At 34.2% G+C, this 15,555-nt stretch carries 11 protein-coding genes; 1 reads left to right on the top strand and 10 read right to left on the bottom strand.

Annotated features, from left to right (window positions below; translation table 11 throughout):
• Nucleotides 1–19 precede the first annotated feature (19 nt).
• The 5 genes from T537_RS0101205 to T537_RS0101185 all read right to left on the bottom strand — a co-directional run bounded on the left by T537_RS0101205 (nucleotide 20) and on the right by T537_RS0101185 (nucleotide 6,108).
• Nucleotides 20–1,210 (bottom strand): hypothetical protein, encoded by a 1,191-nt coding sequence (locus T537_RS0101205; RefSeq protein WP_031555769.1) that lies wholly within the window; start codon nucleotides 1,208–1,210, stop codon nucleotides 20–22.
• Nucleotides 1,211–1,379: 169 nt separating this feature from the next.
• On the bottom strand, nucleotides 1,380–2,603 hold the full coding sequence (tyrS, locus tag T537_RS0101200) for a tyrosine--tRNA ligase (protein WP_027437587.1): 1,224 nt from the start codon (nucleotides 2,601–2,603) through the stop codon (nucleotides 1,380–1,382).
• Between the two features lie 489 nt (nucleotides 2,604–3,092).
• Nucleotides 3,093–3,605, bottom strand: a complete 513-nt coding sequence (locus T537_RS0101195) for a VanZ family protein (RefSeq protein ID WP_051554929.1) — start codon at nucleotides 3,603–3,605, stop codon at nucleotides 3,093–3,095.
• Nucleotides 3,605–5,032: a pyruvate kinase gene (pyk, locus tag T537_RS0101190; RefSeq protein ID WP_031555763.1), complete on the bottom strand. Its 1,428-nt coding sequence runs from the start codon at nucleotides 5,030–5,032 to the stop codon at nucleotides 3,605–3,607. The genes T537_RS0101195 and pyk overlap by 1 nt, the downstream gene beginning before the upstream one ends.
• Before the next feature lie 113 nt (nucleotides 5,033–5,145).
• Nucleotides 5,146–6,108, bottom strand: coding sequence for a rhomboid family protein (locus T537_RS0101185; RefSeq protein WP_027437589.1), 963 nt, complete (start codon nucleotides 6,106–6,108; stop codon nucleotides 5,146–5,148).
• Between the two features lie 307 nt (nucleotides 6,109–6,415).
• Here T537_RS0101185 and T537_RS0101180 point away from each other — a divergent pair, with 307 nt between their 5' ends.
• The gene (locus T537_RS0101180) at nucleotides 6,416–10,642 is read left to right on the top strand and encodes a 2-hydroxyacyl-CoA dehydratase (protein ID WP_027437590.1); all 4,227 of its coding nucleotides are present in this window, start codon (nucleotides 6,416–6,418) and stop codon (nucleotides 10,640–10,642) included.
• 872 nt (nucleotides 10,643–11,514) lie between these two features.
• On the opposite strand, the gene T537_RS0101170 is transcribed toward T537_RS0101180, so the two are convergent.
• The 5 genes from T537_RS0101170 to T537_RS0101150 all read right to left on the bottom strand — a co-directional run bounded on the left by T537_RS0101170 (nucleotide 11,515) and on the right by T537_RS0101150 (nucleotide 15,552).
• Entirely contained in the window at nucleotides 11,515–12,534 is a 1,020-nt protein-coding gene (locus T537_RS0101170) for a GGGtGRT protein (protein WP_027437591.1), read from the bottom strand.
• Between the two features lie 16 nt (nucleotides 12,535–12,550).
• A complete protein-coding gene (locus tag T537_RS0101165; RefSeq protein ID WP_027437592.1) occupies nucleotides 12,551–13,243 on the bottom strand; it encodes an iron-sulfur cluster assembly scaffold protein in 693 nt (230 codons plus the stop codon).
• 182 nt (nucleotides 13,244–13,425) lie between these two features.
• The gene (locus T537_RS0101160; RefSeq protein ID WP_027437593.1) at nucleotides 13,426–13,974 is read right to left on the bottom strand and encodes a histidine phosphatase family protein; all 549 of its coding nucleotides are present in this window, start codon (nucleotides 13,972–13,974) and stop codon (nucleotides 13,426–13,428) included.
• Between the two features lie 217 nt (nucleotides 13,975–14,191).
• Nucleotides 14,192–14,920, bottom strand: a complete 729-nt coding sequence (locus T537_RS0101155) for a L,D-transpeptidase family protein (protein WP_031555760.1) — start codon at nucleotides 14,918–14,920, stop codon at nucleotides 14,192–14,194.
• 5 nt (nucleotides 14,921–14,925) lie between these two features.
• Nucleotides 14,926–15,552 carry a cytidylate kinase-like family protein gene (locus T537_RS0101150; RefSeq protein ID WP_027437595.1) on the bottom strand — a complete coding sequence of 209 codons (627 nt, stop codon included), beginning with the start codon at nucleotides 15,550–15,552 and terminating at the stop codon, nucleotides 14,926–14,928.
• Nucleotides 15,553–15,555 lie beyond the last annotated feature (3 nt).

The following is a 15,555-nucleotide window of genomic DNA, read 5'->3' as shown; positions in this document are numbered from 1 at the left end:
TAATCTCAAATTTGAAAGCTTACTCAGGTCTTTTTTTCCTAAACTTATGTGTCTTAATTGTTAGTAGCAATACTGCTATTGATGTTATAAAATCTGCCACACTCCACATAATAAAGTGAATTGCAATGCCATTAAAATTTCTAGCTATTAATTGACCGATAATATTAAGCACTATATTGCAGGTTATAAGTATAAACATCTGCTTATGATTACCCCTAATACTTATTATATAAACAAACATCAAATTAAGGCATAAACTAGTAATTAGGTAATTAACAAGCACTGAATAATAGGCTGAATCTACCATATCGCAGATATTTAAATCCATAGTTACTCTTCCAAATATCACCGGTTTATTTATGAAATTAATCACAATTATTATTATGGTTAGAATTGATGGTACTAGAACTGACAAAATCCCTGCCATTTTTTTCTTAAATATCCTATCATACATAAGGCTAACAAAAATAATGACAATCAAAATATAGGAAATAGGCCAATTAAGCACAATATTATTTTCAAGGAAATAGGTTCTTAAATAATAAAGGGCATTTAATGAGCCTAAGTTTTTCGAATTAATAATAAAATAAGTGATTTTATTACGTAACACATCAATTCCAATGTATCCATACATTCCTGTTAGAAAAATTGTAGCTGCACTTAGACCATTGGCCTTATTATAAAGCTTGATTTTTAAAATATTACTCGATTTTGTAAGGCTTAAGCTAAGAATGGCTATAACTATAACAATTATTGCAAGCACTGGGATTTTAGGAAGTATCCCTGCTGTGACAAAATCATCACCCACAAGGCCTAAGCTAAGCTTTGTAATAACTTTATGCACTCCTTTGTTAGATTCTAAAATCCTAGCAATAATCACAACAACACTTGTTAAAATAGCGCAGATATTTGCAAGAACACAGATTCTACCTGCGTATTTTAACCTTAAAAAGACTCCAATTACAGCTATAAAAATCGCAAGAATAGTAATCGAATAAAAAAATCTATAAATGTCATTAAAGAACAAATAATATTGTAGATTGTAGAGATTTTTCTCTTCTTCAGGCAATTTATCTGAATTTAAGCTTATTAGATTTATTATGTTTTGAAATAAATTGCTGCCAAAAAAGAATAAAAGTATGAAAAAATTAATGCTACATAAAACCAAAACGCTCATTAATCTAATCATTGTTTTACTAGCTTTATCCATAATATCCCCTTGTTTAATTTCACGACTTTATTTATATGGATATTATACACAATTAAAAAAATAAAAACAAGCTCCCATAAAAAAGACCCGTATGAATCTCTTATATAGGAGCTTGAAATATCATCTGTTTATTATTTGTTATTTATTATTTATTATTTGTTATTTGTTATTAAAGACTAAGTCTTACAAACTTCTTCTTACCCTTTTGAACTACGATTCCTTCGCCTTCAAATCTATCCTTTGTATAAGTTTCGTTAATGTCTGTAACTTTGTTTCCATCGATTGTTACACCACCCTGCTGGATAGCTCTTCTAGCTTCTGAATTAGATGTTGCAAGGCCTGCTGAAACAACAACTGTAATAGCATTAACTGCGCCATCTACAAATTTTTCTTCATCAATCTTAGCTTCTGGCATGTTGGCAGCAGCACCTGCACCACTAAAGATAGATTTTGCAGTTTCTTCAGCTTTCTTAGCCTCTTCTTCACCATGAACTAACTTTGTAAGCTCAAATGCAAGTATTTCCTTAGCCTTGTTAAGCTGAGCGCCTTCCCACTTATCCATCTCATCAATTTCTTCAAGTGGTAAGAATGTAAGCATTCTGATGCACTTAAGAACATCATTATCACCTACATTTCTCCAATACTGGTAGAATTCGTATGGAGAAGTCTTCTCAGGATCAAGCCAAACAGCACCTGAAGCTGTCTTACCCATCTTCTTACCTTCAGAGTTAAGTAATAGAGTAATTGTCATAGCTGAAGCATCTTCACCTAGTTTTCTTCTAATAAGTTCTGTACCAGCAAGCATGTTAGACCACTGATCATCGCCACCAAACTCTAAGTTACAACCGTACTTCTGGTATAACATATAGAAATCATAAGCCTGCATAATCATGTAGTTAAATTCAAGGAAAGATAAGCCCTTTTCCATTCTCTGCTTATAGCATTCTGCACGAAGCATGTTATTTACTGAGAAATGAGCACCAACTTCTCTTAACACATCGATATAATTTAACTTCATTAACCAATCAGCGTTATTAACCATTAAAGCCTTACCATCTGAAAAATCGATAAATTTTTCCATCTGCTTTTTAAAGCAATCACAGTTGTGCTGAATAGTTTCTGGAGTTAACATCTTTCTCATATCAGTTCTACCAGAAGGATCACCAATCATACCTGTACCGCCACCTACTAAAGCGATAGGCTTATTACCAGCCATCTGAAGTCTCTTCATAAGACAAAGAGCCATGAAGTGACCTACATGAAGACTATCAGCAGTTGGGTCAAAACCAATATAGAATGTAGCCTTACCGTTGTTTACTAAATCTCTAATTCTTTCTTCGTCTGTTACCTGAGCAATTAAGCCTCTAGCAACTAATTCTTCGTAAATACCCATTTACAAACCTCCTAAAAATTAATTTTTACAAAGTAAAGGACGAGAGTGAAGAAAAGTTTTTATTATACAAAATAAAAAAACTCCCGCCCTTTTATAAAAAAGGACGAGAGTGAAATCCCGTGTTACCACCTTTATTCACAAAAAGCTCACGCTTCCTGCCTCATCAAGTCTTAAATTAAGCCAGTTACAATAAAGCCTAATTCTTAACTCTTAGTACTATAACGTGTACCAATACGTCGCTCCTAGTCTTATAATCCTTAGAAAATGTATATCTTCAAAACAAGAATTATAATTTCAGTTAAACACTCCGGAAGGTATTCAAAACCTGCTTTCCCTAACGCCTCTCATCAACCGGCAATTTTCTGTAGCTTCCACAAATTCCTACTTGTTTCCATCAACGCTTTAAATATTTAATTAAGGCTTAATTAAATAAACCTTTATCTACATTATCACAAACATTTTAAAAAGTAAAGCAAGCTTTTATCATTTTTAATTTAATTCGCTATAAATAGCTTTTTCCTTCTTTACTTCCAAATGATGATGAATGAAACTTACAATCCAAATAAAAACTAAAGCTCCACCTGTATCAATACATACATCTAAAAATCTACCTGCTCTACCAGGCACATAAAGCTGATGAATCTCATCTAAACTTGCCCATAATACGCACATAAGCAAACTACAAATTCTAGATAATTTAAAATACAATCCATCATACATAAATGCAATAAAAATACACATTGTAAGCACGCCAAATTCAGTCATATGTGCCATTTTTCTAATTGGTGTAGAAATATTTTCTATCATTTCTTCTTGATTATCTGAATTAATATAATCAACAAATCCTATCTTGTCACAGCTAGTTAAGATACAATCAGCAGCTTTGTCACTTAAACTCTGTGATTCATCTCCGTCCTGGGCAGAAAACGAAAAAATAGCAATAGCTACAAAAACGGCAGGAAGCCAAATTAGCCCCCTGCCTATAAACTTTAATATATTCATTAAAGTGTTACTACTCTCATTGTATTAGTTAAGCCACGCTTAGCTGTTGGAGCAGATGTTGTAGCAATACCTGCTGAAATAATAACTGTATCGCCTTCTTCAATATAACCAGCCTGCTCTGAAACTTCTACAGCATGTTCAATAATCTTATCTGTGTTAGTTTCTGTAGCTGACTTAACTGGTCTAACTCCCCAGTAAAGCTGCATCTTTCTAAGAACGTTATCGTATGGTGAGCATCCAATAACTTCTGCTGCTGGCTTAAGCTTAGATGTTAATCTAGCTGTGAAACCAGAAATAGTAGGACAAATAATTGCCTTAGCACCTAAGTTAGCTGCTGTCTGAACAGAAGCGTTACATACTGCAGAAGATACGTTTCTCTTAGTGTGAACGTTAGTTAAGTTTCTGTTGTATTCGATGTTCTGTTCTGTCTTCTCAGCGATCTTAGCCATCATTGTAAGAGCTTCTAATGGGTATTTACCATTAGCTGTTTCACCTGATAACATAACAACGTCTGTACCATCGTAAATAGCGTTAGCAACATCGTTAACTTCAGCTCTTGTAGGACGTGGATTTCTAATCATAGAATCAAGCATCTGTGTAGCTGTAATAACTGGCTTAAATGCAGCATTACACTTAGCAATGATTTCCTTCTGGATACCTGGAACATCTTCAGCTGGAATTTCAACACCCATATCACCACGAGCAACCATGATACCATCAGCAACCTTAATAATTTCATCTAAGTTCTCAATACCTTCAGCATTCTCGATCTTAGCGATTACTGGGATATCAGCGTCATGAGACCATAATAACTGCTTGATTTCCTGAATACAAGCTGCATTACGAACGAATGAAGCTGCAATGAAATCAAATCCCTGCTCGATACCAAATACGATATCATCTTTATCTTTATCTGTAATACCTGGAAGCTTAATAGATACGTTAGGTACGTTAACACCCTTCTTAGAACCTAATTCACCACCATTAACTACTGTACAAATAATATCTGTACCATCAACAACTTCGTCAACGCAAAGTTCAATTAAACCATCATCAATAAGGATTGTGTTACCTGTTGTTACATCTTCAGGAAGACCTGCGTATGTAATACAGTTAATCTTATCTGTTGCTTCAACTTCCTTAGTTGTAAGTGTATACTTCTGACCTGCAACTAAAGTTACCTTCTTATCACCTGCTACTGAACCTGTTCTGATTTCAGGACCCTTTGTATCAAGAAGTGTTGCGATAGGCTTACCGATTTCCTCTCTTACGCTCTTAACTAAAGCCATACGGCCTGCCTGTTCTTCATGATCACCATGGGAAAAATTAAATCTAGCTACATCCATTCCTGCTAATGCTAACTTCTTAATAAGTTCTCTGTCGTTAGTATTAGGACCCATTGTACAAATAATCTTAGTCTTCTTCATACTTTCCTCCGAAATTCTTCTAATATCTAATTCTACTTAAATTTAACCAAAAACATCTGTCATTATAATATAGCACTGCCGATAAATCAAGCATTATTTATATAAATAAAAAGCTATTTAACATGAACATGAGTATATAAATGATCCTGACAATATTCATATTCCCCATTACATTTTGAACAAAATCTAAATGTTAAATCACCATCAAGCTCTGATCTACCACAAAGTGCACACTTATGACGTGCTCCCTTAGGATTAATTGGTCTGTAACCTGTGTTCTCCCAAGTTGTTTTTTCATTTCTAGCATTAGAAAAACGATCTCCAAAGGAATCTTTATCCATTCCTTTATTGAACTTGCGGAAGTTTTTCTGAGTTCTAGTTTTTCCTGGTTTTTTAAGCGTAAGCATCATAAAAATAAAGAAATTAATCATAGCAACTAATGCTGATGTGGCTAAAAACCAGTGTAAGCCGTAATTAAAAAGTAGCCTCATAAATAAAATAGTATTACCTGTATTATATGCTATAAGTGCTGCATAACCACCTATAATCTCAAATGCAAGGAAAAGTGCATCTAAGATGCCAAGCCATTTGATTTTTATAGGTATAATAAAGAACAATAATACTTCCATATCAGGAAACTCTACAGCATAAGCCATAAATAAAGCCAAATTGATAAAATATGTATTAAGCTCGAAGTTAGCACCCCAAACAAGGTAAATAATTAGTGCTGCAATAATATTAAAAATTACACCACTAAAGAAATACACATTAAATCTAAATGAGCCCCATAATCTTTCTAGGCTTGTTCCTATCATATAATAAAAGTATAATGCAAAAAATATGAACAGCAATCTAGTGTTTGGTGGCTGAATAATAAATGTAACTAATCTCCACACCTGACCTCTAAAGATCATCTTAAAGTTTAATGAAAGAAAAGAACTATAAAGGTCAATACCTGTAAGACCGGCCGATACCCTTAATATATATCCAACAATATAAAGGATAATGATGTAATACATCAAATTAGGTATCGCATACTTACCAAACTTTCTTTCCATTTTGTCCATAAAATTCATATGTGTTCACCTCTAGTATTAATATAAGTCAAAATAGGCAGTATTCATTACTGCAAACAAAAATCTAATTAACAAATCACATTAACTAGACATCACTAACATTAGTATAAAAAATACATCTATCCTTTGTCAAATAAAGAAATTGTATACAGTTGAAATTTAACCTTTTTTTTACTATAATAAATCAGATTGCACTCAATTAATCTTATTTTTTTATTATATTTATATAATTATCCCTATGAGGTTATTTGTAGCATAAATTATACATTAGGAGGAGCGGAATTTGCCGCAATAGATACGAATAGATATGAATAGATATAAATTAGGTATTGATATTGGTTCAACAACAGTTAAAATTGCTATCTTGGACGATTCTAATGCAATTCTTTTTTCAGATTATGAACGTCACTTTGCCAACATTCAAGAAACCCTACAATCACTACTTGTAAAAGCTAAGGAAAAACTTGGCCAGTTCGAGATTTATCCCGTAATTACAGGTTCTGGTGGACTTACTCTTGCAGGGGCACTTGGAGTACCTTTTACACAGGAAGTTGTTGCGGTTTCGACTGCATTACAAGATTATGCTCCACAATGTGATGTTGCCATTGAACTTGGTGGTGAAGATGCCAAGATTATTTATTTTACTAACGGTATTGACCAGCGAATGAATGGTATTTGTGCTGGTGGTACAGGTTCCTTTATTGATCAAATGGCAACTCTTCTACATACAGATGCCACAGGTCTTAATGAATACGCTAAAAATTATAAATCAATATATCCTATCGCAGCTAGATGTGGTGTATTTGCAAAAACAGATATTCAGCCATTAATTAATGAAGGCGCAACTAAGGAAGACTTAGCTGTTTCAGTATTCCAGGCTGTAGTAAATCAAACTATTTCAGGTTTAGCTCAAGGTAAGCCAATTAGAGGAAATGTTGCATTCCTTGGTGGACCACTTCACTTCCTTTCAGAGCTTAGAAACTGCTTTATTAGAACCCTAAGCCTTGGCCCTGAGAACATCATTGCACCAGACCACTCACATCTTTTTGCAGCAGTTGGTTCAGCAATGAACTATGATGAGAATGTATTTATGCCAGTTGACCAGATCATCACAAAATTACAAAACAAAGTTCAACTTGAATTTGAAGTAGCTAGAATGGAGCCTCTATTTAAAAATCAGCTTGAATACGATGAATTTTTAAATAGACATAATTCACATAAAGTAAAGACTGCACCTCTTGAAAGCTATGAAGGAAACTGCTATTTAGGTGTTGATGCTGGTTCAACAACTACAAAGGTTGCCTTAGTTGATGAAGATGGTAACTTACTTTACTCATTTTATTCAAGCAACAACGGTTCACCACTTGCAACTACAATTAAGGCTATTAAAGAGATTTATTCTAGAATTAATCCTAAGGCTAAGATTGTTTCATCATGTTCAACAGGTTATGGTGAAGCTTTAATTAAGGCTGCTCTTATGCTTGATGAAGGCGAAGTAGAAACTGTTTCTCATTTCTATGCAGCTGCATTCTTTGATCCAGAAGTTGACTGTATCATCGATATTGGTGGACAGGATATGAAATGTATCAAGATTAAAAATCAGACAGTAGATTCAGTACAGTTAAATGAAGCATGTTCATCAGGATGTGGCTCATTTATTGAAACTTTTGCTAAGGGCCTTAACTTCACAGTTCAGGATTTTGCTAAGGAAGCATTATTTGCAAAATACCCAATTGACCTTGGTACACGTTGTACTGTATTTATGAATTCAAAGGTTAAGCAGGCTCAAAAAGAAGGTGCTGAAGTAGCTGATATTTCTGCAGGTTTAGCATATTCTGTAATTAAGAACGCCCTTTATAAGGTTATTAAGATTTCTGATCCAGGTGATTTAGGTAAGCATATAGTTGTACAGGGTGGTACTTTCTATAACAATGCTGTACTTCGTTCTTTCGAGAAAATCACAGGTGTAGAAGCTATTAGACCTGATATTGCTGGTATTATGGGTGCCTTTGGTGCTGCTTTAATTGCTAGAGAAAGATACGATGGAATCTCTGATACATCAATGCTTTCAATTGATCAGATTAACAACTTAACATATGAAACTACTCTTACAAGATGTAAGGGATGTACAAACCAATGTCATTTAACAATTAATAAATTCTCTGGTAACAGAAGATTTATTACAGGTAATAGATGTGAAAGAGGTCTTGGAAAAGAAAAGAGTAAAGATAAACTTCCAAACCTTTTTGATTATAAATTACATAGATTATTTGACTACGAACCACTTAGCGAAGCTGAGGCAACTCGTGGTACTGTAGGTATTCCAAGAGTTCTTAACATGTATGAGAACTACCCATTCTGGTTTACATTATTTAATGACTTAAAATACAGAGTTGTATTATCACCAAGCTCAACACGTAAGATTTACGAACTTGGTATTGAATCAATTCCATCAGAGTCAGAGTGTTATCCAGCCAAATTAGCCCATGGTCACATTTCATGGTTAATTAAAAATGGTGTTAAATTCATATGGTATCCTTGTATCCCATATGAACATAAGGAAATTGAAAATACTAACAACCACTACAACTGCCCTATCGTTACTTCTTATGCAGAAAATATCAAGAATAACGTGGAAGAATTAAAGACAGAACATATTGACTTTAGAAATCCATTTATGACTTTTGAGAATAAAGAAATTCTTACAAAGAGACTTATTGAGGAATTAAGTGATATTCCAGCAAAAGAAGTAAAGGCTGCTGTTAGCCATGCTTGGGATGAATTAATGCAGGCTAAGGCTGATGTTAGAACTAAGGGTGAAGAAGTTATTAAATACCTAGAAGAAACTGGTAAACGTGGTATTGTACTTGCTGGTAGACCTTATCATGTTGATCCAGAAATCAACCACGGTATTCCAGAATTAATTAATTCTTATGGTATTGCAGTACTAACAGAAGACTCTATTTCACACCTTGGTAAGGTTGATAGACCTTTAGTTGTAATGGATCAGTGGATGTATCACTCAAGACTTTATGCCGCAGCAAGTTATGTAAGAACTAATGAACAACTTGATTTAATTCAGCTTAACTCATTTGGTTGTGGTCTTGATGCTGTTACAACAGATGCAGTAAATGATATTCTTACAAAGGCTGGTAAAATTTATACAGTACTTAAGATTGACGAAGTTAACAACTTAGGAGCTGCAAGAATTCGTGTTCGTTCCCTTATTGCTGCCCTTCGCGTACGTGAAATGCACAATTATAAGAGAAAAATCGAATCAGCAGCATTTAAGAAGATTGAATTTACAGAAGAGATGCGTAAGAATTACACTATTCTTTGCCCTCAGATGTCACCAATTCACTTTGATTTATTAGCACCAACACTTAATTCATGCGGATATAATTTTGTTGTTCTTGATAATGACAATAAGTCTGCTGTTGATGTGGGATTAAAGTATGTTAATAACGATGCTTGCTATCCTTCACTTATGGTAGTTGGTCAGATTATGGATGCTGTACTTTCTGGCAAATATGATATGACAAAGACAGCCATAATCATTTCACAGACTGGTGGTGGATGTAGAGCTTCAAATTATATTGGATTTATTAGAAGAGCCCTTACAAAAGCTGGTCTTCCTAATGTCCCTGTAATTTCATTATCAGCTCAGGGTCTTGAGAAAAACTCAGGATTTAAGGTAACTGTTCCAATGCTAAAGAAAGCTATGATGGCAATTGAATACGGTGACGTATTTATGAACGTTGTTTATAGAACAAGACCTTACGAAGCTGTTCCTGGCTCTGTTAACGCTCTTCATGAAAAATGGAAGAAGATTTGTATTGATCAGTTAACTAAGAAGAAAGTTAACATGAAAGAATTTAATAAGAACTTACACGGAATCGTTAAGGACTTCGATGAAATACCATTACTTGATATTAAGAAACCAAGAGTTGGTATTGTAGGTGAAATCTTAGTTAAATTCATGCCTGCTGCTAACAATTACTTAGTAGATTTACTTGAAGCTGAAGGTGCTGAAGCTGTAGTACCAGATTTAATGGGCTTTTTACTCTACTCTCTTGAAAACACTAACTTTAAGCATGAATACCTTGGTGCTCCAAAGAAAACAGCATTTATTGGTAATTCATTAATCAAATTCCTAGAGTGGTTTAGAAAAGAAGGTAACAAGGCTCTCGCAGAAAGTAAGCGTTTTGATGCACCATCATCAATTAAGGATACTGCAAACCTAGCTAAGGATTTAGTTTCATTAGGAAATCAGACAGGTGAAGGTTGGTTATTAACAGGTGAAATGATTGAGTTAATCCATAATGGCGCAGGAAACATTGTTTGTTGTCAGCCATTTGCATGTTTACCAAATCATATTGTTGGTAAGGGTGTAATTAAGGAATTAAGAGCAGCATTCCCTGAATCAAACATAATAGCAGTAGATTACGATCCAGGCGCATCAGAAGTTAACCAGCTAAATAGAATTAAACTTATGTTATCAACAGCTAATAAAAATCTTAAAAAAGCGCTCTAAAACTTGAAAATGTCTAAATTTAGATATATAATTAAACTAATCTATGAATGGAGGTCGTGACATAATGTTTTTATTATTTATTGGACCAATTATTGGTGTTTCAATGGCAATTATTGCAAGCGTAGTTCTAATATCTGTAATTTCAGGTGTAATTGCCGCTGAAGAGGATGAAGATTAAATTATAACTATAAAGCACAAAAAAGCTCTAGCTTACGCTAGAGCTTTTTTTGTATATAAACCTACTATGATTCAAGAAAATAGAATGATACATGTAGTTATAATTGAAGGGATTGGAATTTACTTGTTTATAATTGTAGCAACTAGAATTTACTTGTTTATAATTGAACAGATTAGAATTCACATAATTAGAAAAGTTAGTATAATTAGATTAATTAGAATAACTAGCGTGGCTTGAATGCCAGAATACTTGAATAACTAGCTTGGCTTGAATGCCAGATTAACTAGAACGTCTAGATTCGTTAGTCAGGATACAGCAAAATTGCACTTTGAGGCAAATTTGCTGTACCAATTCAAGCAATTCGCCCGTACCACACAGCAAATATGTAATTTCCTATGATTTTGCTGTACTAATCCATGTAATTCTCCTAAACCACACAGCAATTGTATAATTTCCTATGATTTTGCTGTATAATTCCCATAAAACACTATTATCCAACAAGCTAAGTATTAAATCATCCACTTTATCAAACAACCAGCTATGTCAAATCACCTCCTTCTAGCAAGTCTTATACTCTGTCAATCCACCCTCTATCAAACTTTTCCCATTTATATCCCATACAATAAAAAAAGCACGTTATGCATAGCATAACGTGCTCTAGAATTTAATTAAATAATAACTTTAAGTTCTAATCTTAGAACTTACCAGCCTTAGCAGCTTCTTCGATAGATACAGCAGTTGAAACTGTCATACCTACCATTGGGTTGTTACCAGCACCGATGAGACCCATCATTTCTACGTGAGCAGGAACTGATGAAGAACCAGCGAACTGAGCATCTGAATGCATACGACCCATTGTATCTGTCATACCATATGAAGCAGGACCTGCAGCCATGTTATCTGGGTGAAGTGTACGACCTGTACCACCACCTGAAGCAACTGAGAAGTACTTCTTGCCAGCTTCAAGTCTTTCCTTCTTGTATGTACCAGCTACTGGATGCTGGAATCTTGTAGGGTTAGTTGAGTTACCTGTGATAGAAACATCAACATTTTCCTTCCACATAATTGCAACACCTTCCTGAACATCGTTAGCGCCGTAGCAGTTAACCTTAGCTCTTGGAGAGTTAGCATCCTTAGAATAGCACTTTCTAAATACTTCCTTTAATTCACCAGTCTTATAATCGTACTGTGTTTCAACATATGTGAAACCATTGATACGAGAAATAATCTGAGCAGCATCCTTACCAAGACCGTTTAAGATAACTCTTAATGGAGTCTTACGAACCTTATTAGCCTTTTCAGCGATACCGATAGCACCTTCAGCAGCAGCGAATGATTCATGACCTGCTAAGAAAGCGAAACATTCTGTATCTTCTTCAAGAAGCATCTTACCTAAGTTACCATGTCCTAAACCAACCTTACGACGATCAGCTACAGAACCTGGAATACAAAATGCCTGAAGACCTTCACCGATTGCAGCAGCAGCTTCAGAAGCCTTTCTACAACCCTTCTTAATAGCAATAGCAGCACCTACTGTGTAAGCCCACTTTGCATTTTCAAAACAAATTGGCTGGATACCTTCGATTAAGTGATATACATCGATACCAGCAGCGTCTGTAATTTCTTTACATTCTTCAATTGATGAGATGCCATATTCCTTTAAAGCAGCGAGGATCTGTGGCTCTCTTCTTTCATATGATTCAAATAATGCCATGTTTAATATCCTCCTATTACTGTCTTCTTGGGTCAACGAACTTAACCGCATCATCAACTCTACCATACTGACCAGATGCCTTCTTTAAAGCTGTTTCTGCGTCGTCGCCAGCCTTTAAGAAATCCATCATCTTACCAAAGTTAACGAACTTATAACCAATGATTTCATCATCTTCATCTAAAGCGATGTCTGTGATATAACCATCTGTAAGTTCAAGATAACGAGGACCCTTTTCTAATGTACCGTATGTAGTACCAACCATAGAACGAGCACCCTTACCTAAATCTTCAAGACCAGCACCGATCTGAAGACCATCTTCAGAGAATGCACTCTGTGTTCTACCATAAACTATCTGTAAGAAAAGTTCTCTCATAGCTGTATTAATAGCATCACAAACTAAGTCTGTGTTAAGAGCTTCAAGGAGTGTAAGTCCTGGAAGAATTTCAGAAGCCATAGCTGCTGAATGAGTCATTCCTGAACATCCGATTGTCTCTACAAGAGCTTCCTGAATAATACCATCTTTAACGTTAAGAGAAAGCTTACAAGCTCCCTGCTGAGGTGCACACCAGCCTATACCATGTGTATAACCTGATATATCCTCGATTTTCTTTGCCTGTACCCATTTTGCTTCTTCTGGAATAGGAGCAGCGCCATGATGTACACCCTGTGTTACAGGGCACATGTTTTTAATTTCTGTTGAATATATCATATGTTCCTCCATTAATAATAATTTATAGAAACCTTACCTTTATATAATAATTTATTGATAAATTTTTCTCAATACCTAATCCCAAATTTTTTCAAAAAAATACAAAAAAAGGCATAAATGCTGCAATTTTTACTATACATTATTTAGATTAGTTACAATGAGTATATGATAAAATATCTCAATTAGCATAGTTTTATTAATCTGCAGTTTTCTATTCCTTCATCCCAGAATTTTTCAACTCCTAGGCCTCTAAACTGGCATATAAGACTTGAATTAGCTGCTCCGTGACCAACAATAAGAATATCCTTACCTTCCTTAAGCATTGGATTTACCACAGTATCTAAAAAATCCTTAGTTCTATTCATTAAATCCTTAGTAGACTCTCCATCTTTAACCCCATTATAATTAGCAGGGTCTTTAAAAAAGACATTAACTGGACAATTCTCATCAGTTCTATAATTTAGAGCTCCCTCGTAAATACCAAAATTCATTTCCTTAAGTCGGTCATCATAAATAACCGGCACCTTCCTATCTCCTAGAAAATAAGCAGCTGTCTGCTTAGCTCTAGTAAGTGGCGAACAAAAACATATATCAAAATGTACATCTTTATTTTTCTTACCTGATTCAATGGCCATTTGAATACCCTCTTCATTTAAAGGTATATCCATGTGACCTTGTAATTTATTTTGCATATTCCAATCTGTTTTACCATGTCTAATAATATATAACAAAAAATCACTCCAATCTATAATTAGACTCATTACAAACAGATGGCATTATATCACAAAACATAAAAAAAGACACCCAAGGTCTTAACTACCTACTAAAAAACTTGCTTTTTGTAAGCAGCAGATTCCATGAATGTCTATTTTTATCATAATATTAATTCCATAATTTATTTTTGTTTTTTTACCACAATAATATTAATTCTATAATATTTTATTGTATTTATTTTCTGCTATTGCTTTTTTCATCTGTTGGATCAACATAACCTGATGATACTTTATTAAACTGCTCTAATTCAAGTCCTTCATCTAACTGTAAATCATCTGAAATATACACAGGTGTATTAATTCCACAATTCTCATAAATCCATCTAGCATTGGCTACTGTCATATGAATTGAGCCATCAATTGAAGGATTACCAATGTTATTGTATGAACTTTTGTTAAGAGAATTAGGTGTATCATTGTAAAAATAAGACGCAGAATATAAAACTTCCGAATTGTCTAACTTAGATGCATATCTACAAAAAGATACATCTGAAACCTTCCACCAAAGAGATTTCTTTGAAATAAATGTCTCCCCAAGAGGTGTGTCTTCGTTAACTGAAACACTAAAGGCCTTAACTGGAATTGTATATTCGTTGTTATCATCCATTTTGTAAATGATTGCAAAATTCTCCGATTTATTAATCTTAATGCAGTACACAAGGTTATTAGCCACATAATTAGAATCTTGGCTCTCTTCTTGGGTAACATCCTCTGTAACAGCCTCAGTACTACTCTCAACTTCATCCCTTATATTTTCTTCATGCATTCTGATTACTGTTCTAAGGGATATCATTAAGAATAAAAATACAACTATAATTAATCCAAGATATAGTTTTGAATTACCCCCTGTTATCCATTTTTTAAAATCAAATTTTTTCTTACCTTTAAATCCTTTATCCAACATAAAAACTAAATATTTTGTTCCTTTAACTCTATATATTTTAAAATCAGCTCAATAGCACCATCTATGCCTACATCTGCTGTGTTAATACATAGATCATAACTCTTTGCTTCTCCCCATTTTTTACTTGAGTAATAATTATAATAACTAGCTCTCTTTTTATCAGTTTTTTGGATATAATCAGCAGCCTTGTTATCATTTAATTCATAAAGCTTTTTAACACGCTCTATTCTTGATTTTAAATCCGCCTTAATAAATACATTAACAGCGAATGGATTATCTTCTAGAGCATAGTCTGCACAACGTCCCACAATGACGCAGGACTCTCTTTCGGCGATTTTTTTGATTGCATCAAATTGAGCCAAAAAGACCTTATGATTAATTGGCATATCCATATAGGCATTAGAATAACCTAAAGAATATGTGTCCATAACTAAAGAATATAAAAATGAGCTTGTAGGTTTTTCATCCTGAGATGAGAATAAATCCTCAGCGATTCCACTTTCTTTAGCAGCTTCTGCTAGAAGTTCCTTATCATAACACTTTATACCAAGTTTTTTTGCTAGTCTAACACCCACTTCGTGTCCGCCGCTACCAAATTCACGACCTATTGTAATAACAGTCTTCTCATTCATTCT

Origin of the sequence: Lachnospira multipara LB2003, from assembly GCF_000702205.1 — a bacterium.
GTDB lineage: Bacteria > Bacillota > Clostridia > Lachnospirales > Lachnospiraceae > Lachnospira > Lachnospira multipara_A.
Note: the sequence above shows the minus strand (reverse complement) of the source record. Positions and strands in the feature narration are given on the sequence as shown.

What these genes read in the sequence shown, in the direction of transcription:
- T537_RS0101150 (WP_027437595.1), bottom strand. Translation starts at nt 15,552, where the DNA reads ATGAATGAGAAGACTGTTATTACAATAGGTCGTGAATTTGGTAGCGGC.
- pyk (WP_031555763.1), bottom strand. Translation starts at nt 5,032, where the DNA reads ATGAAGAAGACTAAGATTATTTGTACAATGGGTCCTAATACTAACGAC.
- T537_RS0101155 (WP_031555760.1), bottom strand. Translation starts at nt 14,920, where the DNA reads ATGTTGGATAAAGGATTTAAAGGTAAGAAAAAATTTGATTTTAAAAAA.
- T537_RS0101180 (WP_027437590.1), top strand. Translation starts at nt 6,416, where the DNA reads ATGAATAGATATAAATTAGGTATTGATATTGGTTCAACAACAGTTAAA.
- T537_RS0101170 (WP_027437591.1), bottom strand. Translation starts at nt 12,534, where the DNA reads ATGGCATTATTTGAATCATATGAAAGAAGAGAGCCACAGATCCTCGCT.
- T537_RS0101205 (WP_031555769.1), bottom strand. Translation starts at nt 1,210, where the DNA reads ATGGATAAAGCTAGTAAAACAATGATTAGATTAATGAGCGTTTTGGTT.
- T537_RS0101195 (WP_051554929.1), bottom strand. Translation starts at nt 3,605, where the DNA reads ATGAATATATTAAAGTTTATAGGCAGGGGGCTAATTTGGCTTCCTGCC.
- tyrS (WP_027437587.1), bottom strand. Translation starts at nt 2,603, where the DNA reads ATGGGTATTTACGAAGAATTAGTTGCTAGAGGCTTAATTGCTCAGGTA.
- T537_RS0101185 (WP_027437589.1), bottom strand. Translation starts at nt 6,108, where the DNA reads ATGAATTTTATGGACAAAATGGAAAGAAAGTTTGGTAAGTATGCGATA.
- T537_RS0101165 (WP_027437592.1), bottom strand. Translation starts at nt 13,243, where the DNA reads ATGATATATTCAACAGAAATTAAAAACATGTGCCCTGTAACACAGGGT.